At 57.0% G+C, this 26,922-nt stretch carries 28 protein-coding genes; 24 read left to right on the plus strand and 4 right to left on the minus strand.

Going from position 1 to position 26,922, the window contains the following annotated elements:
• Positions 1-151: 151 nt before the first annotated feature.
• The 13 genes from Q8L25_RS09500 to Q8L25_RS09560 are packed head-to-tail and all read left to right on the plus strand — an operon-like array spanning position 152 to position 12,482.
• A complete protein-coding gene (locus tag Q8L25_RS09500) occupies positions 152-2,167 on the plus strand; it encodes a conjugal transfer protein TraG (RefSeq protein WP_004883083.1) in 2,016 nt (671 codons plus the stop codon).
• Positions 2,164-2,628, plus strand: coding sequence for a ribbon-helix-helix protein, CopG family (locus Q8L25_RS09505; protein WP_004883086.1), 465 nt, complete (start codon positions 2,164-2,166; stop codon positions 2,626-2,628). Before Q8L25_RS09500 ends, Q8L25_RS09505 begins: the two co-directional genes overlap by 4 nt.
• On the plus strand, positions 2,625-3,692 hold the full coding sequence (gene trbB / locus Q8L25_RS09510; RefSeq protein ID WP_004883088.1) for a P-type conjugative transfer ATPase TrbB: 1,068 nt from the start codon (positions 2,625-2,627) through the stop codon (positions 3,690-3,692). The genes Q8L25_RS09505 and trbB overlap by 4 nt, the downstream gene beginning before the upstream one ends.
• On the plus strand, positions 3,689-4,072 hold the full coding sequence (locus Q8L25_RS09515; protein WP_004883090.1) for a TrbC/VirB2 family protein: 384 nt from the start codon (positions 3,689-3,691) through the stop codon (positions 4,070-4,072). The genes trbB and Q8L25_RS09515 overlap by 4 nt, the downstream gene beginning before the upstream one ends.
• Positions 4,069-4,341, plus strand: a complete 273-nt coding sequence (locus tag Q8L25_RS09520) for a VirB3 family type IV secretion system protein (protein ID WP_004883097.1) — start codon at positions 4,069-4,071, stop codon at positions 4,339-4,341. The genes Q8L25_RS09515 and Q8L25_RS09520 overlap by 4 nt, the downstream gene beginning before the upstream one ends.
• An 11-nt stretch (positions 4,342-4,352) precedes the next feature.
• The gene (trbE, locus tag Q8L25_RS09525; protein ID WP_004883099.1) at positions 4,353-6,803 is read left to right on the plus strand and encodes a conjugal transfer protein TrbE; all 2,451 of its coding nucleotides are present in this window, start codon (positions 4,353-4,355) and stop codon (positions 6,801-6,803) included.
• Positions 6,800-7,537: a P-type conjugative transfer protein TrbJ gene (gene trbJ / locus Q8L25_RS09530; protein ID WP_004883101.1), complete on the plus strand. Its 738-nt coding sequence runs from the start codon at positions 6,800-6,802 to the stop codon at positions 7,535-7,537. Before trbE ends, trbJ begins: the two co-directional genes overlap by 4 nt.
• Positions 7,538-7,549: 12 nt before the next feature.
• Entirely contained in the window at positions 7,550-7,876 is a 327-nt protein-coding gene (locus tag Q8L25_RS09535) for a hypothetical protein (protein ID WP_004883103.1), read from the plus strand.
• A complete protein-coding gene (gene trbL / locus Q8L25_RS09540; RefSeq protein ID WP_004883106.1) occupies positions 7,873-9,237 on the plus strand; it encodes a P-type conjugative transfer protein TrbL in 1,365 nt (454 codons plus the stop codon). The genes Q8L25_RS09535 and trbL overlap by 4 nt, the downstream gene beginning before the upstream one ends.
• A gap of 29 nt (positions 9,238-9,266) precedes the next feature.
• Positions 9,267-9,971 carry a conjugal transfer protein TrbF gene (trbF, locus tag Q8L25_RS09545; protein WP_004883108.1) on the plus strand — a complete coding sequence of 235 codons (705 nt, stop codon included), beginning with the start codon at positions 9,267-9,269 and terminating at the stop codon, positions 9,969-9,971.
• Positions 9,968-10,960 carry a P-type conjugative transfer protein TrbG gene (gene trbG, locus Q8L25_RS09550; protein WP_004883112.1) on the plus strand — a complete coding sequence of 331 codons (993 nt, stop codon included), beginning with the start codon at positions 9,968-9,970 and terminating at the stop codon, positions 10,958-10,960. The genes trbF and trbG overlap by 4 nt, the downstream gene beginning before the upstream one ends.
• Before the next feature lie 2 nt (positions 10,961-10,962).
• A complete protein-coding gene (locus Q8L25_RS09555) occupies positions 10,963-12,243 on the plus strand; it encodes a TrbI/VirB10 family protein (protein WP_004883119.1) in 1,281 nt (426 codons plus the stop codon).
• Positions 12,240-12,482 (plus strand): DUF2274 domain-containing protein, encoded by a 243-nt coding sequence (locus tag Q8L25_RS09560; RefSeq protein ID WP_004883121.1) that lies wholly within the window; start codon positions 12,240-12,242, stop codon positions 12,480-12,482. Before Q8L25_RS09555 ends, Q8L25_RS09560 begins: the two co-directional genes overlap by 4 nt.
• 324 nt (positions 12,483-12,806) lie before the next feature.
• Here the strand turns inward: Q8L25_RS09560 and Q8L25_RS09565 are convergent, their stop codons facing one another.
• Both Q8L25_RS09565 and Q8L25_RS09570 read right to left on the minus strand, forming a co-directional pair.
• Positions 12,807-13,814 carry a tyrosine-type recombinase/integrase gene (locus tag Q8L25_RS09565; RefSeq protein ID WP_308924599.1) on the minus strand — a complete coding sequence of 336 codons (1,008 nt, stop codon included), beginning with the start codon at positions 13,812-13,814 and terminating at the stop codon, positions 12,807-12,809.
• A gap of 31 nt (positions 13,815-13,845) precedes the next feature.
• On the minus strand, positions 13,846-14,490 hold the full coding sequence (locus Q8L25_RS09570; RefSeq protein ID WP_308924600.1) for a hypothetical protein: 645 nt from the start codon (positions 14,488-14,490) through the stop codon (positions 13,846-13,848).
• Between the two features lie 305 nt (positions 14,491-14,795).
• Here Q8L25_RS09570 and Q8L25_RS09575 point away from each other — a divergent pair, with 305 nt between their 5' ends.
• The 11 genes from Q8L25_RS09575 to Q8L25_RS09625 all read left to right on the plus strand — a co-directional run bounded on the left by Q8L25_RS09575 (position 14,796) and on the right by Q8L25_RS09625 (position 24,550).
• Entirely contained in the window at positions 14,796-16,205 is a 1,410-nt protein-coding gene (locus Q8L25_RS09575) for a replication initiation factor domain-containing protein (RefSeq protein ID WP_308924601.1), read from the plus strand.
• Positions 16,206-16,230: 25 nt separating this feature from the next.
• On the plus strand, positions 16,231-16,566 hold the full coding sequence (locus Q8L25_RS09580) for a hypothetical protein (RefSeq protein WP_308924602.1): 336 nt from the start codon (positions 16,231-16,233) through the stop codon (positions 16,564-16,566).
• 414 nt (positions 16,567-16,980) lie between these two features.
• The gene (locus tag Q8L25_RS09585) at positions 16,981-17,205 is read left to right on the plus strand and encodes a major coat protein (RefSeq protein WP_308924603.1); all 225 of its coding nucleotides are present in this window, start codon (positions 16,981-16,983) and stop codon (positions 17,203-17,205) included.
• Positions 17,206-17,216: 11 nt separating this feature from the next.
• Positions 17,217-18,671, plus strand: a complete 1,455-nt coding sequence (locus Q8L25_RS09590; RefSeq protein WP_308924604.1) for a hypothetical protein — start codon at positions 17,217-17,219, stop codon at positions 18,669-18,671.
• Between the two features lie 9 nt (positions 18,672-18,680).
• Positions 18,681-19,010, plus strand: a complete 330-nt coding sequence (locus Q8L25_RS09595; RefSeq protein ID WP_308924605.1) for a DUF5455 family protein — start codon at positions 18,681-18,683, stop codon at positions 19,008-19,010.
• Positions 19,011-19,113: 103 nt separating this feature from the next.
• The gene (locus tag Q8L25_RS09600) at positions 19,114-19,329 is read left to right on the plus strand and encodes a hypothetical protein (protein WP_308924606.1); all 216 of its coding nucleotides are present in this window, start codon (positions 19,114-19,116) and stop codon (positions 19,327-19,329) included.
• 34 nt (positions 19,330-19,363) lie between these two features.
• Positions 19,364-20,377, plus strand: coding sequence for a zonular occludens toxin domain-containing protein (locus Q8L25_RS09605; RefSeq protein ID WP_308924607.1), 1,014 nt, complete (start codon positions 19,364-19,366; stop codon positions 20,375-20,377).
• A gap of 1 nt (position 20,378) precedes the next feature.
• Positions 20,379-21,623 carry a hypothetical protein gene (locus Q8L25_RS09610; RefSeq protein WP_308924608.1) on the plus strand — a complete coding sequence of 415 codons (1,245 nt, stop codon included), beginning with the start codon at positions 20,379-20,381 and terminating at the stop codon, positions 21,621-21,623.
• A 210-nt stretch (positions 21,624-21,833) separates the two neighbouring features.
• Positions 21,834-22,193 (plus strand): hypothetical protein, encoded by a 360-nt coding sequence (locus Q8L25_RS09615; protein ID WP_308924609.1) that lies wholly within the window; start codon positions 21,834-21,836, stop codon positions 22,191-22,193.
• Positions 22,194-22,649: 456 nt separating this feature from the next.
• Positions 22,650-23,906 (plus strand): ATP-binding protein, encoded by a 1,257-nt coding sequence (locus tag Q8L25_RS09620; protein ID WP_308924610.1) that lies wholly within the window; start codon positions 22,650-22,652, stop codon positions 23,904-23,906.
• Between the two features lie 2 nt (positions 23,907-23,908).
• Complete coding sequence (locus Q8L25_RS09625) at positions 23,909-24,550, plus strand: RloB family protein (protein WP_308924611.1); 642 nt, start codon at positions 23,909-23,911, stop codon at positions 24,548-24,550.
• 274 nt (positions 24,551-24,824) lie between these two features.
• Here the strand turns inward: Q8L25_RS09625 and Q8L25_RS09630 are convergent, their stop codons facing one another.
• Entirely contained in the window at positions 24,825-25,271 is a 447-nt protein-coding gene (locus Q8L25_RS09630) for a tyrosine-type recombinase/integrase (RefSeq protein ID WP_374694296.1), read from the minus strand.
• A 74-nt stretch (positions 25,272-25,345) separates the two neighbouring features.
• Positions 25,346-26,898 (minus strand): IS3 family transposase gene (locus Q8L25_RS09635; protein ID WP_308920467.1). Its coding sequence is split into 2 segments (ribosomal slippage): positions 25,346-26,433 and positions 26,433-26,898, totalling 1,554 coding nucleotides; the frame shifts between segments, so codons are not numbered across the junction.
• Between the last annotated feature and the right edge of the window lie 24 nt (positions 26,899-26,922).

The raw sequence follows: 26,922 nt of genomic DNA on the forward strand, positions 1-26,922 counted from the left end.
GACACAGCGCGAATTCATTCTTTCTTATCGACCTTTCTGCCCCAAACGGTCTTTGACCGGCACTAAGCCAGCACCGATCCTGACGCCTGCGGCACATTTCTAAGCCGCGTTTCCCAAGGGAATCAGCGTAGGAGAGATTGGAGGCGGGGCTATGCAAGGTACGAATGTGCTGTTCGGTCAGATAGCCGTGGTATTCGGCATCGTGATCGCGGGTGTGTGGGGCGCCACACAATGGACGGCAGCAGCCCTTGGCTATCAGGTACGCCTTGGCTCCCCCTGGTTTGATTTCCTCGGCACACCGATCTACCTCCCGTGGAAGCTGTTTGAGTGGTGGTTCTTCTTCGATGCCTACGCGCCACGCGTTTTCGACACGGGCGGTGCCATAGCGGGTGGCAGTGGCTTGCTGGCGGTGGTGGTCGCAGTCTGCATGTCGATCTGGCGCTCTCGTCAATCACGCCTAGTCACGACCTATGGCTCGGCACGCTGGGCAAGTACGGAGGACATTCGCAAAGCCGGCCTTACGCAGCCGATCGGCGTGTTCCTCGGTCAGCACGATGGCAAGTACCTTCGGCATGAAGGCCCGGAACACATCCTCACTTTCGCGCCCACGCGCTCAGGCAAAGGCGTCGGCCTTGTGGTGCCGACGCTGCTTTCTTGGCCTGCATCCGCCGTAGTCCACGACATCAAGGGCGAGAATTGGCAGATCACCGCAGGTTGGCGCTCACGCTACTCACACTGCCTGCTGTTCAATCCGACCGATGCGAAGTCGGCGGCCTACAACCCGCTGCTAGAAGTTCGGCGCGGCGCACATGAAGTGCGTGACGTACAGAACATAGCCGACATTCTGGTCGATCCAGAAGGCGCGCTTGAGAAGCGCAACCATTGGGAGAAGACTTCGCACGCGCTGCTGGTCGGGGCCATCCTGCATGTGCTCTACGCGGGCGAGGACAAGACGCTGCGCGGCGTCGCCAATTTCCTCTCCGATCCGGCCAGCCCCTTCGAGCTGACCTTGCACCGGATGATGACCACACAGCACCTCGTGAACGTGGAAGGTGGTGGCCCGCATCCAGTCGTCGCTTCGGCGGCGCGCGAAGTGCTCAACAAGTCGGACAACGAGCGTTCCGGCGTGTTGAGCACCGCCATGTCGTTCCTGGGCCTCTACCGCGACCCCACGGTGGCCGAAGTCACCTCGCGCTGCGACTGGCGTATCGCCGACCTGATCGCGTCCGAGCATCCGGTGTCGCTTTATCTGGTAGTGCCACCTTCGGATATTTCGCGGACGAAACCGCTCATTCGCCTGATCCTCAACCAGATCGGCCGACGGCTCACCGAATCGCTCGACGGCAGCGACGGCATCGAACGCCGCCACAAGCTGCTGCTGATGCTCGATGAGTTCCCGGCGCTGGGCCGCCTGGACTTCTTCGAGACGGCGCTTGCCTTCATGGCGGGCTACGGAATCCGCAGTTTTCTTATCGCCCAATCGCTCAACCAGATCGACAAAGCCTACGGCCAGAACCATTCGATTCTGGATAACTGCCATGTCCGCGTGACGTTCGCCACCAACGATGAACGCACTGCGAAACGGATCTCCGAAACGCTTGGCACCGCTACCGAACTGCGCGCGCAGCGCAACTATGCCGGGCACAGATTGGCACCGTGGCTGGGGCACCTCATGGTGTCGCGGCAGGAGACGGCCCGCCCGCTACTGACGCCCGGTGAAGTGATGCAGCTTCCGACTGAGGAAGCTGTGGTGATGGTGTCCAGCGTGGCACCGATCAAGGCCAAGAAGCTGCGCTACTACGCCGACGCGAATTTCAAGAACCGCGTTTTACCGCCGCCTGTGCTCGCGGCCGGGCAATACGCGGACGCGCCACCGGCCCGGCCCGACGACTGGAGCGGCCTATCGATCCCAGCCGTGTCAACGGTCCGGGCTGCGGGCCTGTCCGGCGATGGCACAGGCACCGCCGATGACGGCGGCCCACGCCGACAGCCGGAGCTATCCGAAGTCAGCGAATACAGCCCCGAACCGCTGCTCGCCGGCCATGACCTGACTCTGCTCGATGACGACGACGACCTGCCGCTGCCGCTTCCCGGCCAGCTCGACCCGGCCATGCAGCGCACGGCCCGGCTGGCTTCCCTCGACCCCAACGACGGAATCGACTTATGAGCCAATACCGCCTCAATCTGTTCATTCAGCCCGAGCACGCCAAGCGTCTCGAAGAACTGGCCGCCAAGAAAGGCGTGTCCAAGTCGTCCATTGTCGCGGCGGCGCTCGCGTCGTGGCTATCGCCCGATGCTGGCGACCAGCGCGAGGCGGCCATCGCCAAGCGGCTCGATCGCCTGTCGCGGCAGGCCGAGCGCATGGAGCGCGACCAGAACATCCAGATCGAAACACTGGCGCTGTTCATCCGCTACTTCCTGACCGTCAGCACCCCGATTCCCGAAGCCCATCAGGACGCAGCTCGCGCCCAAGGCAAAGCGCGTTTCGAGCAATTCGTGGAGCGGCTCGGCCGCCACCTGCTGCGTGGCCGCAGCCTGGTGCGCGACGTTGTGGAAGAACTGCACCCAGACCCGGCGCGAATGGATGACGCGGAGGCACTGGCTGAAGCGCAGGAGCGTGCCTCATGAGCGCCATTCCGCAAACCCCGCCCGAACTCTCATCCGCCGCAACCTCTCTGGATCGCCGTATCCAGATGCTGCGCACGGCAATGGGGCCAGTCATCGCCGCTGCGCTGGCCGACCCCGACGTGGTGGAAATCATGCTCAACCCCGACCGCACCCTATGGGTGGATCGGTTGTCATCGGGCCGCATGCCGCTGGGCGTGGAGCTGTCCCAAGACGATGGCGAACGCATCATCCGGCTGGTGGCTGCGCACGTCGGCGCAGAGGTGCATCGCGGGCGGCCGCTGCTGACCGCCGAGCTGCCCGAAACCGGCGAGCGGTTCGAGGGCATCTTGCCGCCCGCAGCGCCCGGCCCAGCCTTCGCGCTGCGCAAGCGCGCCGTGAGCATCATCGGGCTGGATCGCTATGTGGCCGACGGCATCTTGACCACAGGCCAGGCCGAGTTCCTGCGCCGCGCCGTGCGTGAGCGCCAGAACATCCTGATCGCCGGGGCGACGAGCAGCGGCAAAACCACACTCGCCAATGCCTTGCTTGCGGAGATCGCCGCCACGGGCGACCGCGTGCTTGTGCTCGAAGACACCATCGAGCTGCAATGCGCAGCCCGCGACCATGTGCCGCTGCGCACCCGCGCTGGCGTCGTGTCTATGACCGAGCTGGTGCGGGCCACGATGCGCCTGCGCCCCGACCGCGTGATCGTCGGCGAGGTACGCGGCGGCGAAGCCCTGGACTTGGTTAAGGTGTGGGGCACCGGCCACCCCGGCGGCATCGCCACCATCCACGCCGGTTCCGCGCTGGGCGCGCTGCTGCGCCTCGAACAGTTGATTCTTGAAGTGGCGGTGAACCCACCGCGTGCGCTGATCGCCGAGGCGGTCAACGTCGTGATCCACATCGCCGGGCGTGGCCGCAAGCGCCGCGTCGAAAGCATCGCCCGTGTCGTCGGTTTCGACGGCACCGGCTATCGCCTGGCGGACGCGCTGGAAACACCGTTTCCCGAGCTGATGCCGGTTCCTCTCGCAGCCGATGCCGCTGCGCCTTCCTCGTCCCTTGACCTACCTGGAGAACTGCCATGACGCAGATGCACGTTCACGCTTTCCGTAATTCCGTAAATCCGGTTTCAACCATCGCACGCCTGCGGCGGCTGGCCGGCCCCGCGCACCACGGCCTGCTGCTGGCCGCAGTCATGCTGATGACGGCGGGCACGGCGAAGGCATCCGGCTCCTCGATGCCATGGGAAGGCCCGCTGCAATCCATTCTGGAGTCGATTCAGGGGCCGGTGGCACGCATCGTCGCGGTCATCATCATCATCGCCACGGGCCTCGCGCTCGCCTTCGGCGACACGTCGGGCGGCTTTCGCAAGCTGATCCAGATCGTGTTCGGTTTGAGCATCGCGTTCGCCGCGTCCTCGTTCTTCCTGTCGTTCTTCAGCTTCTCCGGCGGGGCTGTCGTATGAGTGGCCCGGATAGCTTCGCGGCCGGCTTCGAGGTGCCGCTACATCGCTCGCTGACCGAGCCGCTCTTGATGGGCGGCGCACCGCGCACGGTGGCGATTGCCAACGGCACGCTAGCCGCTGCCGTCGGGCTGGGCCTGCAACTCTGGATTCCTGGCGTAGTGCTCTGGATCGTCGGTCACTCGCTGGCCGTGTGGGGCGCGAGGGTCGATCCGCAGTTCATGCAGGTCTTCGCCCGGCACATCAAGCACAAGCCGCTGCTGGACGTGTAGGAGACGCCGCCATGCTTAACCTTGCCGAATACCGCCAGCGGCCCGCCTTGCTGGCCGACTGGCTTCCCTGGGCTGGGCTGATCGCGCCGGGCGTGGTGCTGAACAAGGATGGCTCGTTTCAGCGCACGGCGCGCTTTCGCGGGCCTGATCTGGACAGCGCCACGCAGGGCGAATTGATCGCCACGACGGCACGGCTAAACAACGCGTTGCGCCGGCTGGGTTCGGGCTGGGCGCTGTTCGTGGAAGCCGAGCGCCAGTCGGCCGCGGACTATCCGCATTCCGACTTTCCCGAACCGCTGTCCTGGCTGGTGGACGAAGAACGCCGCGCTGCCTTTGAGGAATCGGGGAACCACTACGAAAGCAGCTATCACCTGACGCTAGCCTATCTGCCGCCGGAGGAATCCCGCGCTCGTGCAGCCAAGCTGCTCTACGAGCACGCGCCGGGCGATGGTGTGGACTGGCGCGGTCGGCTTGACGCCTTCCTGGCAGAAACGGATCGGGTTTTCGACCTGCTCGATGGCGTGATGCCAGAAATCGTCTGGTTGGACGATGCCGCGACGCTGACTTATCTTCACGCCACGGTGTCCACGCGGCGCTACCGGCTGGCCGTGCCCGAGGTGCCTTTCCACCTCGACGCACTGCTGGCCGATTCCGCCCTAGTCGGCGGCCTTGCGCCCATGCTGGGTGACCAGCATCTGCGCGTGGTGTCGGTGCGGGGCTTTCCGACCTCGACCTGGCCGGGCCTGCTGGACGACCTCAATCGCCTGGGCTTTGCCTATCGCTGGAGTACCCGGTTTCTCTGCCTCGATAAAGCCGAGGCGGAAAAGGAGCTGGGCCGCCTGCGTCGCCAGTGGTTTGCGAAACGGAAGAATGTCATTGCGCTACTGCGCGAAACCATCTTCCAGCAGGAATCGCCGCTGGTGGACACGGATGCCAGCAACAAGGCGGCCGACGCGGATGCCGCCTTGCAAGAGCTTGGCAGCGATCAAGTCGCCTTCGGCTACCTCACCGCCACGGTGACGGTGTTCGATGACGACCCTGCCGTAGCCGACGAAAAGCTGCGCATGGTGGAACGTGTCATCCAAGGACGTGGCTTCGTCACCATCCCCGAAACCTTAAATGCAGTCGATGCGTGGCTGTCGTCCATACCAGGCAATGCCTATGCCAACGTGCGCCAGCCCATCGTCTCGACGCTGAATCTGGCGCACATGATGCCGGTGTCCGCCGTGTGGGCTGGGCCGGAGAAAAACGCCCATCTCGACGGCCCGCCGCTGATCGTCACGCGCACGGATGGCGCGACGCCGTTCCGGCTGGTGACGCACATCGGCGACGTGGGGCATACGCTGGTCGCGGGGCCGACGGGCATGGGAAAATCTGTCCTGCTGGCGATGCTCGCCTTGCAGTTCCGCCGCTATGGCGGCTCGCGCATCTTCGCCTTCGACATGGGGCGATCCATGCGGGCGACGGTGCTGGGCCTGGGCGGCGAACACTACGACCTCGGCGCGGACGGCGCCATTGCCTTTCAGCCCTTGGCCCGTATCGACAGCGAAGGCTATCGCACCTGGGCCGCCGAGTGGATCGAAGGCCGCCTGCTGCATGAAGGCGTGACCGTCGGCCCCGACGAGAAAGCCGCCATTTGGTCGGCGCTCGGCAGCCTCGCTGGTGCGCCGGTGGAGCAGCGCACGATGACCGGGCTTTCGGTGCTGCTGCAATCGAACGCGCTGCGGCAGGCATTGTCGCCGTATGTGCTGGGCGGCGCGCACGGCAAGCTACTGGATGCCGACCGCGACCGGCTCGGCAGCGGCGACGTGCAGGGCTTTGAGATGGAAGAGCTAATGCACAGCCCCGCCGCCGTGCAAGCGGTGCTGCGCTACTTGTTCGCCCGCTTCGATGCACGTTTCGACGGTGCTCCCACGCTGCTGATTCTCGATGAAGCCTGGCTATTCCTTGATGAACCGTCCTTCGCGGCACGCATCCGGCAATGGTTGAAAACTCTGCGCAAGAAAAACGTGTCGGTGATCTTCGCCACGCAGTCGCTTGCCGACATCAAGGATTCGACCATCGCGCCCGCGATCATCGAAAGCTGCGCGAGCCGGATTTTCTTGCCCAACCCGCAGGCGACCGAGCCGCAGATTCGCACGGTCTACGAGGGCTTTGGCCTCAACAGTCGGCAAATCGAAATCGTCGCCACCGCGCAGCCCAAGCGCGACTACTACTACCAATCGCGCCTGGGCAATCGTCTGTTCGACCTCGACCTGGGGCCAGCCGCGCTCGCCTTCTCGGGCGCATCCACACCGCAAGACCAACGCGACATTGACCGAGTGCTGACGCAGGCCGGCGCTCCCGGCTTCGCCGGTGCGTGGCTACGCCATCGCGGCCTCGATTGGGCCGCCGACCTGCTGCCGTCCTCGCCGTCGGCGGCTTCTTTCCTCGCTACTCAACCCCTGGAGATTTCGCCATGAAGACCCGTGTACTTTCCGTTTCGCTCGCCGCCGCGCTGGCCGGCTCGCTGATGCTCGCTCAGCCAGCGGCGGCGCTCACTTTCGTTGATCCCGTCAACTTGGTGCAGAACACGCTGACTGCCATCCGCACGCTGGAGCAGATCAACAACCAGATCAACCAGCTCCAGAACGAAGCGCAGATGTTGATGAACCAGGCGCGCAACCTGGCGAATCTCGACTTCAACATCGTCAACCGGCTGCGCTCGACGCTCGCCACGACTGAACGCCTGATTGCCGAGGCGCAAGGGCTGGCCTACGACGTGCAGAGCATGGATGCCACGTTCTCGCGCCTGTACCCGGAGCAGTACGCCGCCACCATCAGCGGCGACCGCATGGCACAGGACGCACGCGAACGCTGGAAGAACACGCTCGACGGCCTGCACACCGCGATGCGGATGCAGGCGCAGGTGTCGCAGAACCTGACGCAAGACGAAAGCGCGCTGGCCGACCTCGTGAGCCAAAGCCAATCGGCCACGGGTGCGCTGCAAGCGATGCAGGCAACGAACCAGCTTCTCGCCTTGCAGGCCAAGCAGTCCATCCAGGCCCAGCAGCTCCAGATCACACAAGACAGGGCGGCCTCGCTGGAGCTGGCGCGGCAGGCAGCGGCCACCGAGCGCGCCCGCGAAGTGCGGCGGCGCTTCCTGGGCACCGGCACGCCGTACACACCGCAGTCCGTCAACTTCTACAACAACTGACGGGAGGCGGCCATGCGATGCGTTCCTGTCCTGCTGGCCGTGCTGCTGACCGCATGCGGCCAGCAGCCGGCTGAAGACCTGACCGCCACCTTGGCCGCCGATCCCGTGCGGCTCAAGGCGCTGCGCGCCCAATGCGCAGCCGACCGGCAAACCGCAGGCGAAGACACCTGTCGCGCCGCTGCCGAAGCCTTCCGGCGGCGCTTCTTCACCGGCCAGACTGGGCCGGACGAATACCGGACGCTGGCAGAACTGCCGCCGATTCCGGCGAGTTTCGACACGCCAACCGACGACGCGCCGGAAGGTGATGCGTCGCTCGCCGCTGCGGAGGACACGCCATGAACGACGTAACGATCATCGACAGATTCCTCGATACCTTCTCGCGCTACATCGACTCCGGTTTCGGTCTGCTGCAAGGCGAAGTCGCGTTCCTGACGGCCACTCTCATTGTCATCGACATGACCATTGCCGGTCTGTATTGGGCCATGAGCCATGCGACCGGCCAGGGCGAGGACGTGATCGCCAAGCTGCTGCGCAAGGTGCTTTACGTCGGTGCCTTCGCCTACATCATCGGTAACTTCAATTGGCTGTCGAGCATCGTGTTCCGCTCGTTCGCCGGGCTAGGCATCACCGCCACTGGCTCGGCCATAACGATGGAGAACTTCTTGCAGCCGGGTCGGCTTGCCAAGACCGGCATCGACGCCGCTGCGCCGATCCTCGACCAGATCGGTGACATGGCCGGCTTCCCCGAAGTGTTCGTGAACCTCGACCCCATCGTGGTGCTGTTCATCGCTTGGCTGGTGGTGATCCTCTGTTTCTTCGTGCTCGCGGTTCAGCTTTTCATCACGTTGATCGAGTTCAAGCTGACCACGCTTGCCGGCTTCGTCTTGATCCCGTTTGCGCTCTGGAACAAAACCTCGTTCCTCGCGGAAAAGGTGCTCGGCAATGTGGTTTCGTCAGGCATCAAGGTCTTGGTGCTGGCGGTAATCGTCGGCATCGGCTCGGGCCTGTTCGCGGAGTTCCAGGTTCATCCCGACGAGCCTTCCATCGACCATGCGCTTGTCGTGATGCTGGCTTCGCTTGCCTTGCTGGCGCTGGGCATCTTCGGCCCCGGCATCGCCACGGGCCTTGTGTCCGGTGCGCCGCAGCTCGGCGCGGGTGCGATGGCGGGCGCTGCCGTCGGCGCGGTAGGCACGGGTGTTGCCATCGGTGCCGCCGCGACCGGCGTGGGCGGTGCCGTCATGGCGGGCGCACGCATGGCCCCGGCCGCCGCAAAGCTGGCCGGGAGCGGCGCACGCGCCGCCACGTCGGCGGCCAGCAGCGCCAAGTCCGCATTCCAGGCCGGTTCCGCCGCTGCGGGCGGCGGGGCTAAAGGCGCGGCTGCGGGCCTCGGCAATGTCGCCAAGACCGGCGCGCAAGCGGCAGGCCGCCGAGCTGCATCGGGCGCTTCCGCTGCCGGTCAGAAGGTGGCCGACTCCTTCCGGGCAGGATGGAACGGTGCGGATGTCGGCGCTGCCGGTTCCGGCCAGGCCGCCGCAGGCGAAGGCGCAGCCAGCGCGCCGAAGCAAGAGCAACCCGCCTGGGCAAAGCGGATGCACCGCCGCCAGCAGATCACCCATGCCGCAACCACCGCAGCCCACACGCTGCGCAGTGGCGACGGCGGCGGCTCAGGGCAAGGCCCAAGCCTGCGCCCCGATGCGTGACCCGATACCTGACCACCAAGGAGAACCCTATGCGATTCAAACGCCCGCAGGTGCGCTATGCCGACACGCCGCAGCCTGCCACCCCGTACCAATCCGCCGCGCAGGTGTGGGACGAGCGCATCGGCTCGGCCCGCGTCCAGGCCAAGAACTGGCGTTTTATGGCCTTCGGCTGCCTCACGCTTGCGCTGCTGATGGCCGGTGGCCTGGTGTGGCGCTCGGCGCAGTCCATCGTCACCCCTTACGTCATCGAGGTCGATCAGTCGGGGCAGGTGCGCGCCGTCGGCGAAGCCGCCACGCCGTACCGGCCCGCCGATGCGCAGATCGCGCACCACCTGGCGCGCTTCGTGACGCTGGTGCGCTCGCTGTCTATCGATCCCATCGTGGTGCGGCAAAACTGGCTGGACGCCTACGACTACACCACCGACAAAGGCGCGGCGGTGCTCAACGACTACGCCAGCAAGAACGATCCTTTCGCCCGTGTTGGCCGCGAGTCGGTGACGGTGCAGATCACCAGCGTGGTACGCGCCAGCGATGCCTCGTTCAACGTCCGTTGGACGGAGCAACGGTTCATCAACGGTGCCCCCGCCGGGACCGAGCGATGGAACGCGGTGCTTTCCACCGTCCTGCAAACCCCGCGCACCGAACAGCGCCTGCGCAAGAACCCGCTGGGTATCTACGTCAACGGCCTGTCGTGGAGCCGCGAACTGGATTCTTCTGAAGGAGCCAAGCCATGAACCTGTCTTTCCGCTTATACGCTTTCGCGCTGACCGTGGTGGCCCTGTCGGGCTGCGCTTCGCAGGGCAAGCCGCCTCCGTCCATTTCGCTCGATGAGCCGGTGCAGGCACAGCCGCTGCCGGAGCCGCCTGCTCCAGTGGAAGTCGTCGCCATGCCCGAGCCGCTGGCGCTGCCAGCGCAGTTGAAGCCGCTGCACGAGTTGGACGCGGCCCCGGCTAAGCCGGAGCCGGCCGATGAGAAGGTGCGCGTTTCCCGTGCCAATGCCGAGGCGCGCATCGCGCCCACGCGCGAGGGCTACGTCAATGCGATTCAGGTGTGGCCCTTCACCGATGGTGCGCTCTACCAAGTCTATGCCGCGCCGGGACGCGTGACCGTGGTTTCCTTGCAGCCGGGCGAGGAACTAGTGACGGTCGCAGCCGGCGATACCGTGCGCTGGATCGTCGGTGACACGTCCAGCGGCAGCGGCGACGCGATGCGCATCAATGTGCTGGTCAAGCCCATCCGCTCAGGCCTCAAGACGAATTTGGTCATCACCACCAGTCGCAGAACATACCTGCTGGAACTGACCTCGACGGAAAAGGCATGGATGGCGTCGGTGTCCTGGGACTACCCAAAAGACCGGATGTTGGCCTTGCAGCGCCAGTCGCAGGCGGCTAGCGCCGCCGCACCGGTCGATACCGGACTGTCGCTGGAGAAGATCCGCTTCCGATATTCCGTCTCAGGCAGCAATCCGCCGTGGAAGCCGCTGCGCGCCTTCGACGATGGCGAGAAGGTCTATATCCAGTTCCCGCCGGGAATCGCCCAAGGCGAGCTGCCACCGCTGTTCGTCATCGGCGCGCAGGGCGACGGACAACTGGTGAATTACCGTTTTCGCTCGCCTTACTACATCGTGGATCGGCTGTTCGGCGCGGCCGAACTGCGCCTGGGCGGCGACAAGGGTGACGTGGTGCGTATCGAACGCACGGATGGCTTGGCGCGGAGGAACTGACCATGAGCCAGGACGACACTCCCGACCTCGCCACGCCGCATGCGGGCAAGGTGGCACCCGAGGCAGTTGCGCTGCGCGCCCAACCGCGCCCGGTCACGCGCCTGAACCGGCGCACGCTGGCCATCCTCGTCGGCGGTCTCTCGGTCGCTGTGCTCGGCGCGCTGATGTGGTCGCTGCAACCGCAGCGGCGCGGTGCAGGCGAGCAGACCGAGCTTTACAACGTCGATCGCGTCTCGAAGTCCGAAGGGTTGGACGCGCTGCCGGCGGACTACTCGAAGCTGCCGCCCCCCTTGGCGGCATCCGTGCCGGAGTTGGGGCCGCCGCTGCCAGGCGATCTTGGCCCGGCCATTGTGAAGTCGCAGCAGCCGGTGACGGCCGCCTACGCGGCCCCCGGCAACGACCCCAACGACGCGTTGCGCAAGGAAGCCGAAGCAGCAGCGGCATCGGCGGTGTTCTTCCGCTCTGGTTCGCAGAAGGCCGCGCCGGTGGCGCAGACACAGGTAGCCGCTGCGCCGGGCTTCACCGCCAATGCGGCCTTCGACCCGCTGGCGGCCGGGCCTGCGTCGACGGCGGCCCAGCCCGCCGACCCGACCGCCGTGCAGAACCGGCAAGACCAGAAAGAGGCATTCCAGAAAGCCGGAACCACGGAAGCCCGTGATTCCGGCAACCTGACGCTGCCGGCGTCGCCGTATCAGGTCATGGCCGGAACGGTGGTCGCCGGGGCGCTGGTGACGGGCATCAAGTCGGACTTGCCGGGCGATGTGATCGCCACAGTGACGGAGCCGGTCTATGACACGGCTACCGGCAAGTTCCTGCTGATCCCGCAGGGGTCACGCATCCTGGGCAAATACAACAGCCAGGTCAGCTACGGGCAGAGCCGCGTGCAAGTGGTGTGGAACCGGATCATCCTGCCCGACACGTCTTCGCTCAAGCTCGACAACTTGGCCGGCACCGATCCGGCCGGCTACGCCGGCTTGGAAGATGATGTGGATTGGCATTGGGATCGCGTCTTTGCCGGTGCGGCACTGACGACGCTACTGGGCATCGGTGCCGAACTGGCTGCGCCGGAGAACCGGCAGGACGGTGATCGCGTCATCATCGCCGGCCGCGATAGCGCCCAGGACAGCATCAATCAGGTCGGTCAGGAGATGACCCGGCGCAACCTCAACATCCAGCCCACCTTGACGGAGCGCCCCGGCTTGCCGGTTCGCATCATCGTCAACCGCGATCTGGTGCTGCGGCCGTACCAGCCACTTTTCTTCAACAGGGGGACTTCGCGATGACGACGCGCAAGCTACGGCTCGGGCCGCTGCCGAAAACGGAATCCACGAAGCTGACTTTTGCTTGCCCGGCCAGCCTGAAAGCCGACCTCGACCGCTACGCTACGCTGCACGCGCAGACCTACGGCGAGGCGGTCGATGCCACGGTGCTAATTCCGCACATGCTAGAAGCCTTCATGGTCGGAGATCGGGGATTCAGGAAGGGAGGCGCGGGCAAGGCCGCGCCGCCGAAGCCAAGCTGATGATGCCGGTTTCCGCTGGCGGCCATCCCTCAAACGCGCAGCCCAAGGCTGCGCGTTCTTCATTCTGGAGGACGGCGACCGATTGGGCTATGAAGACCAAACGCGGCTACCGCCTGCAGGCAACCGCCCCCGATGCAGCACGCTCGGGCTTTCTACCGCGAAGCTCCTATGTGGCTCCCAGCCCACAACGCCACAGCCCCGCAAGGCGGCCCGAAGTAGAGCCAAACCCGCACCCCATATAGACTTCCGGCCATCAGGCTGATTTCAACAATCGCTTGACTGCGGACATTTTTTATTCTGTTTCGTTAAAGGTTCAACGGAAGTTCAACCGTGATTGAGCCTTGCTAGTGGATTGAGCTGCCGTGTCTCCTGCAGGTGCTCAGGTGACAGGTGGGCGTATCGCATTGTCATCGTCAAACTGTGATGCCCCAGGACCTTCTGTAGGGCCAGGATGTTGCCACCATTCATCATGAAGTGACTCGCAAACGTGTGCCGCAAAATATGTGTGAGTTGGCCTACAGAGAGCTTAAGCTTAGCCTTAGTCAGCGCTTCACGAAATGCAGAATAGGCAGTGGTGAAAAATCGCTCGCCATCTCCGGTGATCCCGTGATGGGTCTTTAATGATTTTTCGAGTTCATCTGTAATTGGAACTGCCCGTGCTTTGCTCGACTTTGTTTGCACGAACTGAATCAGGCCGTTTCGAACCTGGGTTAAGCGTAAGCTTTCCGCTTCTCCCCAGCGCGCGCCAGTCGCTAAGCATACCTTAGCCACAAGTGAGACATGTGCATTTCTAGATTTATCAAGTTGCGTTAGTAGCGTGACTATTTGCCCCTGCTCCAAATACGACAATTCTTTTTCCTGAATTTTGAAGGCCCGTAGTTTGGTCAGCGGGTTCTCTTTCTTCCAATGGCCTAGTCTGATCGTTTCGTTGAATACAGCCCTCAGATACGCTTGCTCACGGTTCATGGTGTTGGCAGTGATGCCAGCTTCCATGCGCTTCATCCGATATTCAGCAAATTGATCGGGCGTAAATTGATCTGCCCGTGGATTCCCCATCGCTTCACACATTGCGAGCAATATGCGCTTCCGTCCTGCTCCATCCTTTAGACCGGACCCGTGGTGCTGGTGCCATACGTCGATGAGATCAGAAAGTCGTCGTGCATCTTTCTTTGGTGGCGCCCACTCTGGGACTTCTTGCACCTTTGCTTGTATGTGTCGCTCCCAGGCGATTGCTTCTGCTTTGGTTGGGAATGTTTTCTTGATTCGTTTCCCACTTCTCCCACCAGGTTGCACATTTACCTGCCAGCCAGTCTTGACAGGCTTAATTGTCATTTTCGTTCTCCAAAGTTATTTGCTGTGGGTCTCATTTTTTACGTAAATTGATCATGGATAGCAGCTTGTCCAAGACTTCTTCAACCTGCACACTTTCCCCCAGATGAGTTCGCTCTATGTAAATGCTTTTTTGCAATTTCAGCTCTGCTTTCCAGCGCTCTAGTCGAATGTTGCGTAGTTCTTTGTCATATTCAAGCAAGAACAATTCGTCCCGGCTTTCTTGCCCTAGAGCGCGCATGATGCGCTCGTAGCATAGTTGAACAGCTGGCATAACTTGCCGCTCACGAACTTTGAATACTTCGTCCCTGATCTTCTTGTCTCGTAGAGCTTTTTCGACCGGCTCTACTGGCACTTTGTCAAGAAGTTTTTGTTTATATATTCTTTCCGCAGATGCCCAATGCTGCGGAACACCGTTCACGATTGGATAGCTCACTGCAGTGGTGATCGGCGCGACATGCCCCCGCTCTGGTTCTGTGTCTCCACATGCCAACCAAAATGCATAGTCTGGCCAGAGTTTAGCAATAGCTTCGATCATTTCAGCAGTGGGGCGTTGCCGTCTATGCCAAACGGCTGTCCAGCTATCTTTCGCTATCCCCGTGGCGTCTTCCAGCGTTTTGAAGCGATTTCTCTGCTGCGTCTCTGCTTCGATTATTTCCAACAGTCGATCTGTAATCACACTTCCTCCTATTGACACATCTTCATTGAGCTGATAATGTTCATTTGCGCTGATACAGTATCATCGCAATGAATTATTCAAAGGAAATTATGGCGCAATTCAGTGAACTTGTCAGATTTGACGCATCTACATCTTCGCCGTTGGTGAGCCGAGAGCGGTTCGCAGAGATGGTCGGGCTTCCAGTTGGTGTCATAACAGGATGGTGCAACAAGGGCTTAGTGCCGTGCATGTCAATCGGCAAGTACAGCCTCATCAATGTTGCGCTCTTAGTGCAACGTTGTGTTGCTAAGGAATTCAGCTAAGTTATGTCGAAAACATCCTCAAAAATTTCATCCGTTGCTGAGCATGCTCAGCGCTACATAGATGCTTCTGGTGGCGTGTCAGCAGTCCGTTCTGTTAAGTCTCGGATTTATGGTGTCGGCAAACTTGCGGCCGCATGCACCGACCGTTCCGTCAGCGCGCCAGCGCTGCCGGTGCGGATCGGTGCAGAGGCCGAATCGGCCGGGTTAGTGCCGCAAATAGCGCAGGTAAGCGCGAGCGAAGGTTCCCACATTAATAACATGTGGGAAAACCTAGAAAGCACCGAATCGGAGACCTGGTCGAGCATCTGCGACGAAGACCTAGGTGAAGTTGAACTGGTTATGACTGACAGCGGGAAAATCAAGTCGGTGATGGTACGCCGTCCCTCTGCCGCTCAAACCTGTGTGATCGACTGGATTAATTTTTCGGTTCTAGAAGACACCTGGTTCAAGACTGCGCGTGAGCAATTGATTTCTGATGACCAGATCATCGTTGAAGCCAGCCGGCAACTGGAAAAAATATTCGGCTTTGGGATAACGTCAAATCGTGGAAAGGGCATGAACTTTTACCGTGATTCTTGGGTGCTTGGAGACGGTATGGGCTTCGTCTGCTTCGGTGGGCAGCGTTCAACTATGCTGATCACGTTGACTGGTCAAGGGTGCTTGAACGCTGTCGCTGGCTGGGAAAAGCGCCTGCACGGCTTCCTCACGAGAACGGCAATCAGACCCACTATTTCCCGCATTGACCTTGCGCATGATGACCTTGACGGCTCCTACCTTTCCGTCGATTGGGCAGAACAGCAATGGTGGGACGGCGGATACAGCTTTAAAAAAGGTGGTCGACCTCCGGAGATCCAAGAGATTGGTAACTGGAAACGTCCTAGCGGTAAGGGACGTACTCTGGCAATAGGCCAGCGTACTTCCAGCAAATATTGCCGCTTCTATGAGAAGGGCAAGAAGGAGGGCGACAAGCTGTCTTTGTGGTGTCGTTGCGAGATTGAGTTTAAGAACACGAACACAATTATTCGTCCGGATGTGTTGCTTGATCCAAGCTCTTTTTTTGTCGGCGCATATCCATGCTTGGCAATGTTTGCCACTGTCGAAACGCCTGCCCGCATGGAAGTGAAGGCCCGCGCCCAGCACATCACGGTGGATGACTCTATCGCTGTGACGAAGCGCCAATACGGCAAATATATCCGTGTCTTTCGCGCGTTGTTTGGCGACAAGGAAACGCTCGATCTGATCACCAATGAAGACGAAAACGCTTTTCCAAAGCGGCTCAAACCGTTCCTCAGTTTTGCCGATACCGGACCAGCTCCCGTTCACGTCGAGCCGCCTCCGTACGTCCCGTCATTTTTTCATTTTATTAACACCGTCCCATCTTTCGGCCTCAATGGGGAACACGGTTTTGCGTAGGCCATGAAAAACGTAAGGTTATCCAATGAAATTTAGCTCAACCATCAAAGTAACAGGCATGAAGTTCTCCAAAGGCAAGATGGATAACGGCACAGAATTTGACAGCACCAAGGTGTATGTCGAGACCGAGCTGGACAGCAGCAAAGACTCTGCCATGGGTACTGCGTGCGCCGAATACGGGCTGGGTAAGTCAGATGAGTACCAGAAGTACAAGCACCTTGCTGATTCGCTTCCTTTCATGGCCATCGCCGAAATGGAGATTGTCACGAATGGCACAAAGCAAAAGACCATCGTTCATTCATTGAAGCCAATCGAGCCTGCGAAGCCTTCCGGCCAGGGTGTCAAAAATGTGGCTGCATAGGCCGGAAGTAAAGTTCATCGTCCAGGACCGGGAGTCAGCATTGTTTCTAATGCCTTGCAAAGGTGATGTGGCCTTCACTCCTTGGGCACATGAGGCGGGACGATTTGAGGGCCTTGCTGAGGCTGTCGATACGGCCGCTCTGAATTGTCATGAGGGTTTTTTCGTGACCGAAGTTTTACCAGATATGGGATCTGCAGGGGGGATCCATGCTTTCTGATTATCCGATTCAGGATATCGCGCTGGTCGTGTCGTGCGTGGTTATCTGGGCACTTGGCTTTCAGGCCGGGTTGAGCCTCAGATGAGTGCGCAGGACGCAATTGAATTAGGCGGTTTATTGCTCGCCGTCTATGCCGGCGGTTTTTGTTGCGGCTTCATTGTCAACTATTTCCGCAGGTTTCTTGAGCAAATTTAAACATGGATGATATTCAAATGAAAAACAAGTTGATCGCTGGTGTTGTTCTGTCGATTGCCTCGGCTGGCTCTGCAATGGCTGAAGTACCTGCTGCTGTAGCGACTACGGTTGCATCGATTTCCGCAGATGGTAAGAGCATTTTCGACACCGTGTTTCCGGTTGTTGGCGTCGTCATCGGCCTGATGGTAGTCATCAAGCTGTTCAAACGCTTCATCGCCAAAATCTAAGGCGGTTCAATATGCGCGTGCCACTGTTTAGTAAAAAACGGCTAGTAGCCCTAGTCCTTTGTTTCGTTTTCGTCGCCCCATTGGCGCATGCGATTCTTCCGGCTTTCGCTGCTGCTTGGCTGATCAGTGGCACCAACATGCTTATTACCGATCTGGTCATGGCGCAACTTGGCGTGATCAGCGGTTGGCTCTGGTACGAGTGCAACGGCTTCACGTCGCTCAGTGCGTGCAAGGCTACAACGCCTGCCATCGACCCCGCCGCCGTAGACAATGCCTTTGGCAAGAAACCAATTGTAGTTAAGCTCAACCCTGATGCCACTCGCAAGAATCCTGATGCTAAAGTCTTCAATGATCCGTCAGGCGGATCTCGTGATGTGACGCCCAAAAATACCATTGCACAGAATTCGCTTTATTCGCCTGCTTCTGGCGGATGGAATGCAGATGCAATGATGTACCAGAGCATGGATAATCCGGTTACGACCTATGGTACGCCCAGCGGGGCTACTGTTCAAAAAATCACATATCTCACTCCGTCTAGTAAGGCCGCACCGGGCACACCTTACACGGTTTACATGACCTGGACCTTCACATCGGGGGCTCAGCAGGGCAAGTCATATACGTTATATTCCAAGTCAGAGACCGTTCCTTACACCTGCCCGGCTGGCTACACACTATCCTCCGGAACGTGCAATTTGACGGCGCCAGCTGATGTCAAGAAACCCTCTACGACAACATGCGAAGTGCTCTATAGCGCTGGAACGCAGACCTTTGATTTCGATGCTGCCAACCCAAACTGTGACGGCCTTAAAGATTCCCTCACATCCAGCGGTGGTCTCAATTCCCCATCATCGGCTACTGGCGAGAAGATGAGCGCCAAACCTACGGCTAATGGCGGATTCAATATTTGTCAGACACAGCCGGATGGGGCCTGGAAGTGCGTCCAGACTGGTTCTTATAACCCAGGCATTGGTGGCTATCCTGGCCAGACGACCACTAGTGGCACAGGTGGCATTCCTGGTGATATCGGAGGCGGTAGTGGCACTGGTACGGGCACCGGCACTGGCACTGGCACTGGCACTGGCACTGGCACTGGCCCTGGCACCGGCACCGGCACATCTTCTGGCGGTTCATGCGGTGGGACATCGCAGGTCAAGTGCGGAATTGACGATTCTGGCCTCGATGGTAAGACCGCTAACACCGATACTTCAATTGCAAACGTTCAGGCTGCACATGATGGAGTTCTCGGTGCGATCCAGTCGCACATGCCCACACCGTTCAGCTGGAACTGGGTTATCCCTATCCAGCCTATTGCATGTAGCTCTCTTTCGTACAACGTTCTCGGCATGGTTTTCGTGATTGAGTGGTGTAAGTACATATCTATGATGCAGCAGGCAATATCGTTCCTTGCCTACTGTTTCACAGCCTTGCATTTGTTCAAAATCGTCACGCGGCCAGCTCGTCGCTAGGAGGTAATTATGCAGTTTTTCGGCAGCTTCTTCATCGGCCTTCTTGGAAGTCTTTTCGAGTTTTTCGTTAAGTATCTTGGCAAGCGGCTTTCGCTTGTCATAGCACTTATTACTTTTCTCGGTGGATTGGCAGCAGCTTTTTTCACTGCCATCTTTGCCCTCATAACAGCCGTTCAATATGCGATCAGTGACTATTCAATCTCATTCGCTATTGCTGTGCTCTGGCCCGTGCATGTTTCCGTTTGCATATCCGTCATTTTCAGCGCGGAGATAACTCGGTGGGTTTACGACCGCTCCACGTTCTATGTCGGCCTTTTCTGGGAGTCTGCAGGCCGTTAGGTGGAAGCATGGATGCATTGCTCAATCCATGCTGTTTCAGATGTGTAGGGAGGTGGGCGGTAAAGCTAATCCCTGTACTTACTAATTTTCATTGGAGTCGCTTATGGCAATTATCTTATTTAGTGGACGTCTTGGTGAAGGAATGAGTTACCAATCCTTCGCTCGAATAACAGACATGCAAATTCGTCTTCAACAGCTGCATAAGCTCGAATACACAATGCTGGATGTTCGCCGCTGCTTCATTGCACTTGGGGAAACTAAGAGTGTCAGCGTTGTTGATGCCCTTCTTACTCTCATACACCAGAGAACTGATGAGTGACGCTATGGCTAATAATTACTCGTTTGGATGTTAAATGGCCTTCTACATTGTTACTGGAAAACTTGGAAGCGGTAAGAGCTTGATATGCGTTTCGAAGATCAAGGAAGCGCTTCTAAATGGTCGTCGGGTCGCCACGAACCTTGATATCTTTGTCGAAAAAATGCTGCCGGTAGACTGCCGCAGAATTTCGCTCACTCGCCTTCCTGATTTACCCTCGCTTGCTGATCTTGATGCACTTGGACGTGGCTCCGAATCGTTTGCTGATGAAGATAAATTCGGCATGATCGTGCTCGACGAGGCATCCGGTAGTTTCAATGCTCGTGAGTGGGCTGACAAGTCACGACAAGGAATGATCGATTGGCTCAAGCATGCGCGCAAACTTCGCTGGCACGTGTACATCATCGTCCAGACTGAGGGCATGCTCGACAAGCAGATACGCGACGCCTTCGGTGAACATCTTGTCACCTGCAAGCGTATGGACCGGCTTGCTATCCCGTTCGTCGGGCTGCTTGGCAAGCTTGCCGGCTTCAATATTCGACCTCCGAAAATTCATGTCGGTATTGTTCGGTATGGCCTTGGCCAGCGCGACCCCGTCGTTGACCGCTGGTTCTTCCGTGGCACTGGACTGTATAAGGCATACGACACTGAGCAGAAATTCGATGCCGCTACGTCGCCAGGACGATTCTCGTATTTGGCACCTTACTCTCTCGTGGGACATTCAATGAACAAATTCCAAATCGCGAAAGCCATCGCAGCCACGTACGTCGGTTCTGCTCTTTTCATCGGCGCTTTGTTCAGCTGGTCGGCCAGTTGGTGGCTCTATAAGGGCAGTCAAAATGATCTTATCAAGCATGGCTCTGCCACGTTGAATCAGTTCAAAGCGGGTGACGTGGACAACTCGATCTCGATCGATGGCGTGATGTTTCTCGATAACGTTGTTGTCGCGTACCTCAGCGATGGCAGGGTGATGCGTACTACCGACTTCGCGAGGGACGATGGAGGCATTCGTGTCAAGGTCGGCTCCAAATGGATTTACAAAAAGGACTGACATGAAAAATTTCATCGTGGCTGCTATATTCACTATGACCGCTTTGTCGGTCACCGCCAAGCCCATCGCTTTTAACTTCTCCAAGGTGGACCTTAATAAATTTCTCGACGCAACCTATGGCGAGGTACTTCACAAGAATTACGTTCAGACGCCAGAGCTGATGGCTCAGGGCAAGAAGGTGTCGGTTCGTATTTCTGTCGAGGAATCTGAATTGTTGCCTTTCCTCGTCGGTTTTCTCGATCAGCTTGGAGTGGCGCAGCGTGAGACCGGCGGTGTTGTCTACCTCGCTCCTAAATCGTTAGCGGCCCCACAGCCGCTGCAAGGTATGTCGGCACCTGTTATGCCAGTGGGCCTTGATTCACCGCTTCCGGTAGCGTTTGGTGGCCTGCAACCAGTATCCACCGCTCTTATTGTTAGAAAAGAATACGAGGTTTACACGCCTGTGGCGCGTACCGGGGAGTTCATCTGTGCGTTTGTTGGCGCTATGTTTTCACCAGGTGCCTGCCACGTTTCCGGTCCTGTGGTCGTCTTCAAGCTTGATACTGAGGATATGGACAAGCTAAATTCGCTTCTTGAGAAAATCGATACCGTCGCCGGTCGCGTTAAGATCAATGCCACCTTTGTGGAAGTGACCAGCACCGGCCGCGACGGTTTTGGCATGTCGGTCTTGGCCAACGTCCTCGGTTCGCAACTGGGCGTCACTCTCGGGACTCCATCCTCGGCTGCTGCCATTTCGCTTAAGGGTGCGAATTTTTCGGCGGTTGTTGACGCTATCAAGCGTGACAGTCGATTCAAGCAGATCGCTGCCCCTTCCGGCACTGTTTATTCGGGTGAGCGATTTAGCATCACTACCGGTGAAGACGTTCCGACCCTAGGTGACATCCAGCTGGACAACAAGGGCAATACTTCGCAAGCGGTTGTTTATCGCCCATCAGGTGTTATCCTCGATGTCGTTCCTCGTGTCGTGCGTGGCCCGGGCGGATCACGTGTTGAGGCCGTCATTAAAGCGCAGGTGTCTTCGTTTGTTGCTACGACCAACGGTGTGAACGGGAGTCCTACTCTCAGCAAGCGTGAGGTTCAAACTGTCCAGTTGCTTGACGATGGAGAAGTCGTTGTACTAGGTGGTCTTAACTCATCCAAGACTACACATACCAAGGTTACCTTGTTAGGTTTGCCGTTTGGACACGGGGATCAGTCTGATTCTACGGAGTTGATGTTAATCCTGGCAGCGTCAGTAGATCGGTGATTTAGCCATGAAATATTTGGAAATAAACTGATATGCAGAGAAATTGTTTGAAATTTAACTAAATACTGTGCAAATAGTTGAAATTGTTTGAAAATCGGCATCTACGTCTGGCCTTTCGAGGGTCTACCATGACCTGTATGAAGGTCACGACTGGATCTTTTATCTCACTCTGCTAGCAATGTGCCAGTGAAAATTTTAAAGGTAAAGTAAATGAGCTGGATCGTATACGCGGTAAGTCCGATTGATTGGAACTGGGAGCACCTTCAAAGCGTTGAGGCTGTGGCACGGAAACTTGGTAGTGAGCATGCTGCTCTGCAATTGGGGCGTGATGACGTTGATGCATACTATGAGGATGGGATTTCCCTGGAGGATTTCCTTTCCGATTGGAAGGCAGCCCGTGAGGCAGCAGCAGCTGAAGGGTGGGAGGGTGATTTTCGTCAACCACCTGTTGTCTTCTGGATTCCGGACGAAACAGGTTTCCGCTACGGATTCGCCTTCAAGCAGGACAATAACGGTACTACCTTCATCATTACGCCCGTCCAGCTGCGTTGGCTTGAACGCTTGACCTGACACATGCTGCCCAAATCCATTTGTTTGGAAGACTCGCTGTACAGGTTGAGCTGTGGGAAAAGGGCGATTTGAGGCCCGCGAGGGCTGGAGCGCAGCGGAACCCTTTTTGCCGCACGGTGGCATGTAGGAGCGTTTTGGCCGGTCGTCCCGGCCAGCGACGATGCCAGCCGGCAACTGGCAGTTTAGTCTGTGCTTACTTAAGCTAACATTTACCGGGAACCTTCCTCTTCAGCTGTACTTAATCAATAGTTCAGTAACCAGCGCTGTGGCTGAATAGCCCAGGGATAAACCCGTTTTTCTGCAGTAGATACCTCTAAATCTGCCCATATCTTGCTTTCTTGGCAGCATATTGAGACCATAAACCCTATACTAATCAAATGTGCTGCAGAAAAACTGCAGATCATTGCAAACTCCTTCATAATCGACAGGTCAAATAACCCTTAGTGAGACCTCTCTATGTTGATCGAATTCTCAGTCAGCAACTTCCGTTCTTTTCGGGAGAAGGAAACCTTCTCCATGGTTGCTGCGCCGCGCCTGCACCGGCGTGGTAATGTGTTTAGTCCAGAGGTGGTGGGTGAGAAGCTGCCTGACCTCCTTAAAGTTGCTGCTATCTACGGCCCCAATGCTTCTGGAAAGAGCAATCTTTTAATGGCATTGAACATAGTTCCTACTATGGTTCAAACGTCCCCAGCTAACTTAGTTCCAGTAAAACCTTTTCGTTTTGATAAGAATCTAGCTCACTCTCCTAGCGTATTTGAATATCATTTTATAAATAATAAGATTCGTTATCAATTCAACTTTTCAGCGACATCTAATCGAATTTTCGAAGAGCGTCTAATATTTTTTCCCGATGGTAAAGCTGTAACTTTATATGATAGGAAATATAGTGAAGAATGTGGTGAGGAGTACGTTTTTTCGGAGAAATTAGAGGGCGGAAGCGAGTTGCATCAGATTTGGACGCGCTTGACTAATCCGACTACTTTGTTTTTAGCTCAAGCAGTTGCAAATAGCAGTGAGGAAATTAAACAGTTATCTTTTCCATTTCAATGGTTAAAGAATAAACTTTTTATTGTGGGTACTAAAATGGAGTATTTAGCAAATTCTGGCAAGAACTTGGTGAAAGACAATCCAGTTTTTGCTCAAGAAATTGCAAGTTTTTTGCAAGAAATAGATGTTCCTGTGACTTCTGTTCGTACGGAATTTATATCTGAAGAGCCGTTAAATAACCTTTTAGCATCAATAAATTCTGAACCAACATCTAAAAATAAAAAAAGTACATCTTCGACTACAACTTTTACGCATCGGACAGCATTAGGGGACGCTGAATTTGATTATGACGAGCAATCTGAAGGAACTAAGAATTTATTCGGATTTTATCTGCCATGGGGTCTTATAGAAAATGATACTGAATTTTTTTCAGTTATGGGGATTGATGAATTAGATAGTAGTTTGCATCCAGAAATAGTTGCAAATCTAATTGAAAGGTTTTTGAAAAGGGCCAAAGTCACTCAGCTTATTTTTACAACTCACGATACCCATTTGATGGATACAAAGTTACTTAGGCGTGATCAAATATGGCTAACAGAGCGAGATATGAATGGCGCCACTAAGCTCCGTTCGGTTTACGAATTTGAGGGCCGTGAGAGCGAAGATATTGAAAAACGTTATTTTGAAGGCCGTTATCGCTCGTTGCCAAATTTACGTAAAGGATGAATATGGTGCGCCAGATCAAAAATGCCACATCATTTTCTCGCAAAGGTTCAACGCTAAAGACGCAACCTAAGATATTAATTATTTGCGAAGATTCAAAGTCTGGAAAACGCTATATAGAGGATGCAACTCGATACTATAGAGTTCATGTTTCAATTAAGGTGTCTCACTGTGGAAAAACTGATCCAAAAGGAATAGTTGTTGAGGCAATAAGTCAGAAAAATAATTACGATAATGTATTTTGTGCAATCGATCGCGACACTCACCTGAATTATGATGAGGCATTAGCTCTAGCTTTTAAGGTGGAAAATGTGACGGTTATTTCATCTCACCCATGTATGGAATATTGGTATGTTTTGCACTTTGGTTATAGTAGGAAGGCATTTAACGCGTTACCAGGAAAATCGCCGGGTGATCAAATGGTTTCTGAGTTGAAGAATCTTATTCCAGATTATGATAAATCTTCTGGCAGTAATTTATTTATGGAGCTATTCCCAAAGCTAGATGATGCAAAACGTTATGCGAAGAAAGTAATTAAACATGCTGGGGAAGACGGTGGTTTTAATCCAAGTACGAGGCTGTATGAATTAATCGAGTTATTTGAGAAGTTGTCTGTGCCTCAGTTAAAGGACGTTGTAGTTGAGTGAAGGTTCAACGGAGGTTCAACCAAGTAGTTAGATAACAAACACGTATAGTTAGAGAACGAGCTTTAAGTGCTTGTATTGTTAGCTGTTGTTATCTAATGTTGCATGATGATAAGGACTCATAATCCGTTGGTGCCGTGTTCGACTCACGGGAGGCCCACCAATTAAATCAAGGACTTAGGTGCAAACCTAAGTCCTTTTGTATTTCTACTGTCAACAAAGTGTCAACCGAGTTTTATCGTTTAGCTAGCGCTCTTGGGAGGCCAGCTTTAAAGACTCAAGCTGCTTTAGGCTTAGCCAATGGGTTTAGGTGTTTTGCCTCTTGTAGATGCTCTGGGGCCAAGTGTGCATAGCGCATTGTCATTGTGAGACTTGCATGCCCAAGAATACGTTGTAAGACTAAGATGTTGCCGCCGTTCATCATGAAATGACTGGCAAAAGAATGCCGAAGGCAGTGTGTAAGCTGACCGTCCGGAAGTTCGATTCCGGTTCTTTTAATGCCCTCCCGAAACGCAGAATACGCATAGCCAAATATTCGGGCTCCATCCCCGTGTACCTTGAAATGTGTTTCAAGGTCGCTTTGCAATTCCTTCGAAATTGGAACTGACCGTACTTTGCCAGACTTCGTTTTAGCAAATTGAATTTGCCCATCTCTTACTTGTGTTGAGCGTAACTCTTCCGCTTCGCTCCAGCGAGCGCCAGTACTCAAACACACTCGGGTCACCAAGTGAACATGCGGGTTTTGTGCAATGTTTAATTCTAGCAACCGGTAGTTGTCAACAAAGATGTCGCGTCAAGTCATGCAGCTTTTCTTAATTCCTCTGGCGGTTTCCGCTCCGGATTCAGCCAGACCTCATCGTTCAATTCCCAATCCCGCGTAGTCCCGGTCCAGCGCTCTGGATGACGTTGCTTGGCGGCCTCGTAGACCTGCTTGCGGTGCTTGAGGATCGCTCCGTCCCGGCCATCATGGCGTTGCGCAGGCGTCACGAATTTCAGGCCGCTGTGCTTGTGCTGATGGTTGTACCACTGCACAAATGACAGCGTCCATTGCCGCGCCTTTTCGATACTTTCAAACGGCTTGCTCGGATAGTTCGGCCGGTATTTGCAGGTCCGGAACAGCGACTCGGCGTAGGCATTGTCGTTGCTCACACGGGGCCTGCTGAACGACGGCATGATCCCCAGCTTTTCCAACGTCGCCAACATTGTGGAGCCTTTCATCGAGCTGCCATTGTCCGAGTGCAGCACCACCTCACGCCCGGCCAGTCCCTCTGCCAGACTGGCTTTGCGCATCAGCAGCGAGGCCATTTCCGCCGACTCGGCGATGTTCACTTCATGCCCGACGATCTTGCGGCTGTAGACGTCAAGAACCATGTACCAGTAAAAATATAAACCCCGCACACCGGTCGGCAACCAGGTAATGTCCCACGCCCACAAGCGGTTCGGTTCGATTGCGCAGTGGCTCGTGACGACCCTTGTGCTGGGCTTCTTCGCCCGACCGCGGTGATGCTGCTGCTTCTCTTCTTTCAAGATCCGGTAGACGGTCGATTCTGATGCCAGATACTCGCCCCGGTCAGCCAAGGTCGGCACGATCTGGCTAGGCGGACTGCTGGCAAATTCAGGGCTGTTGGCAACCGTCAGAATCTGCTGGCGTTCCTCTTCGCTCAGCTTGTTGGCCGGCGCCCTGCGGCGGCTGCCTTTGCGCCCGTCGGCCTGGCTGCCATCACTGTCGAGCATCCAGCGCTGATAGGTTCGAAGGCTGATCTCCAGCGCACCACATGCCTGCGCACGCCGACACCCGCCGTCAACGGCTTCTTCAACCAATATCATCACCTGCTGGCGATCTGGGGTGCCGATCAATCGTCCTCGGGCTCCCCCCAGATCGCCTGTGCTTTTTTTCTGAGAATGATCAGCGCCGCTGCCTCTGCCAGTGCCTTCTCTTTGCGCTGCAAATCCTTCTTCAATTGCTTGATTTCTTTGCGGTCGCTTTTGCCTTGCTCGCGCAGTTCCCGGTTGCGCTCGGCCGGCGCTTCATTGGCCTGCTGGCAAGCCTCGCGCCAGTCGGCAACCTGTTCGACGAACAAGCCTTTGCCCCGACAGTATTGAGCCAGTTCGGCCTCGTTCATGCGTGCCGTTTCCAGCACCACCCCAAACTTATCTGCCGACGACCACACGACGGCATTCTTTCCATTTCCCGGCACCGGCACTCCCTGAGACTGTAGATTTCGTCGCCAAGTATAAAGTGTCTGTTCCGAGATGCCATTCTCCTTCGCCAGGGCCGACACCGGCCTGTTCTCCGGCGGCATCATCTGCCGAAGAATGGCTTCCTTGCGTTCTGCTGGATACTGATTCACTGTACGTCTTTGCTCCGCCCCCGG

Origin of the sequence: Janthinobacterium sp. J1-1, from assembly GCF_030944405.1 — a bacterium.
Lineage (GTDB): Bacteria > Pseudomonadota > Gammaproteobacteria > Burkholderiales > Burkholderiaceae_D > Janthinobacterium.

Bases quoted from the DNA above. Each gene is read 5' to 3' on its own strand.
- Q8L25_RS09505 (WP_004883086.1), top strand. From the start codon at position 2,164: ATGAGCCAATACCGCCTCAATCTGTTCATTCAGCCCGAGCACGCCAAG.
- Q8L25_RS09585 (WP_308924603.1), top strand. From the start codon at position 16,981: ATGGATGATATTCAAATGAAAAACAAGTTGATCGCTGGTGTTGTTCTG.
- Q8L25_RS09615 (WP_308924609.1), top strand. From the start codon at position 21,834: ATGAGCTGGATCGTATACGCGGTAAGTCCGATTGATTGGAACTGGGAG.
- Q8L25_RS09575 (WP_308924601.1), top strand. From the start codon at position 14,796: ATGTCGAAAACATCCTCAAAAATTTCATCCGTTGCTGAGCATGCTCAG.
- Q8L25_RS09625 (WP_308924611.1), top strand. From the start codon at position 23,909: ATGGTGCGCCAGATCAAAAATGCCACATCATTTTCTCGCAAAGGTTCA.
- trbG (WP_004883112.1), top strand. From the start codon at position 9,968: ATGAACCTGTCTTTCCGCTTATACGCTTTCGCGCTGACCGTGGTGGCC.
- trbL (WP_004883106.1), top strand. From the start codon at position 7,873: ATGAACGACGTAACGATCATCGACAGATTCCTCGATACCTTCTCGCGC.
- Q8L25_RS09555 (WP_004883119.1), top strand. From the start codon at position 10,963: ATGAGCCAGGACGACACTCCCGACCTCGCCACGCCGCATGCGGGCAAG.
- Q8L25_RS09600 (WP_308924606.1), top strand. From the start codon at position 19,114: ATGGCAATTATCTTATTTAGTGGACGTCTTGGTGAAGGAATGAGTTAC.
- Q8L25_RS09595 (WP_308924605.1), top strand. From the start codon at position 18,681: ATGCAGTTTTTCGGCAGCTTCTTCATCGGCCTTCTTGGAAGTCTTTTC.
- Q8L25_RS09560 (WP_004883121.1), top strand. From the start codon at position 12,240: ATGACGACGCGCAAGCTACGGCTCGGGCCGCTGCCGAAAACGGAATCC.
- Q8L25_RS09535 (WP_004883103.1), top strand. From the start codon at position 7,550: ATGCGATGCGTTCCTGTCCTGCTGGCCGTGCTGCTGACCGCATGCGGC.
- Q8L25_RS09590 (WP_308924604.1), top strand. From the start codon at position 17,217: ATGCGCGTGCCACTGTTTAGTAAAAAACGGCTAGTAGCCCTAGTCCTT.
- trbE (WP_004883099.1), top strand. From the start codon at position 4,353: ATGCTTAACCTTGCCGAATACCGCCAGCGGCCCGCCTTGCTGGCCGAC.
- trbJ (WP_004883101.1), top strand. From the start codon at position 6,800: ATGAAGACCCGTGTACTTTCCGTTTCGCTCGCCGCCGCGCTGGCCGGC.
- trbF (WP_004883108.1), top strand. From the start codon at position 9,267: ATGCGATTCAAACGCCCGCAGGTGCGCTATGCCGACACGCCGCAGCCT.
- Q8L25_RS09520 (WP_004883097.1), top strand. From the start codon at position 4,069: ATGAGTGGCCCGGATAGCTTCGCGGCCGGCTTCGAGGTGCCGCTACAT.
- trbB (WP_004883088.1), top strand. From the start codon at position 2,625: ATGAGCGCCATTCCGCAAACCCCGCCCGAACTCTCATCCGCCGCAACC.
- Q8L25_RS09620 (WP_308924610.1), top strand. From the start codon at position 22,650: ATGTTGATCGAATTCTCAGTCAGCAACTTCCGTTCTTTTCGGGAGAAG.
- Q8L25_RS09580 (WP_308924602.1), top strand. From the start codon at position 16,231: ATGAAATTTAGCTCAACCATCAAAGTAACAGGCATGAAGTTCTCCAAA.
- Q8L25_RS09605 (WP_308924607.1), top strand. From the start codon at position 19,364: ATGGCCTTCTACATTGTTACTGGAAAACTTGGAAGCGGTAAGAGCTTG.
- Q8L25_RS09565 (WP_308924599.1), bottom strand. From the start codon at position 13,814: ATGACAATTAAGCCTGTCAAGACTGGCTGGCAGGTAAATGTGCAACCT.
- Q8L25_RS09515 (WP_004883090.1), top strand. From the start codon at position 3,689: ATGACGCAGATGCACGTTCACGCTTTCCGTAATTCCGTAAATCCGGTT.
- Q8L25_RS09500 (WP_004883083.1), top strand. From the start codon at position 152: ATGCAAGGTACGAATGTGCTGTTCGGTCAGATAGCCGTGGTATTCGGC.
- Q8L25_RS09610 (WP_308924608.1), top strand. From the start codon at position 20,379: ATGAAAAATTTCATCGTGGCTGCTATATTCACTATGACCGCTTTGTCG.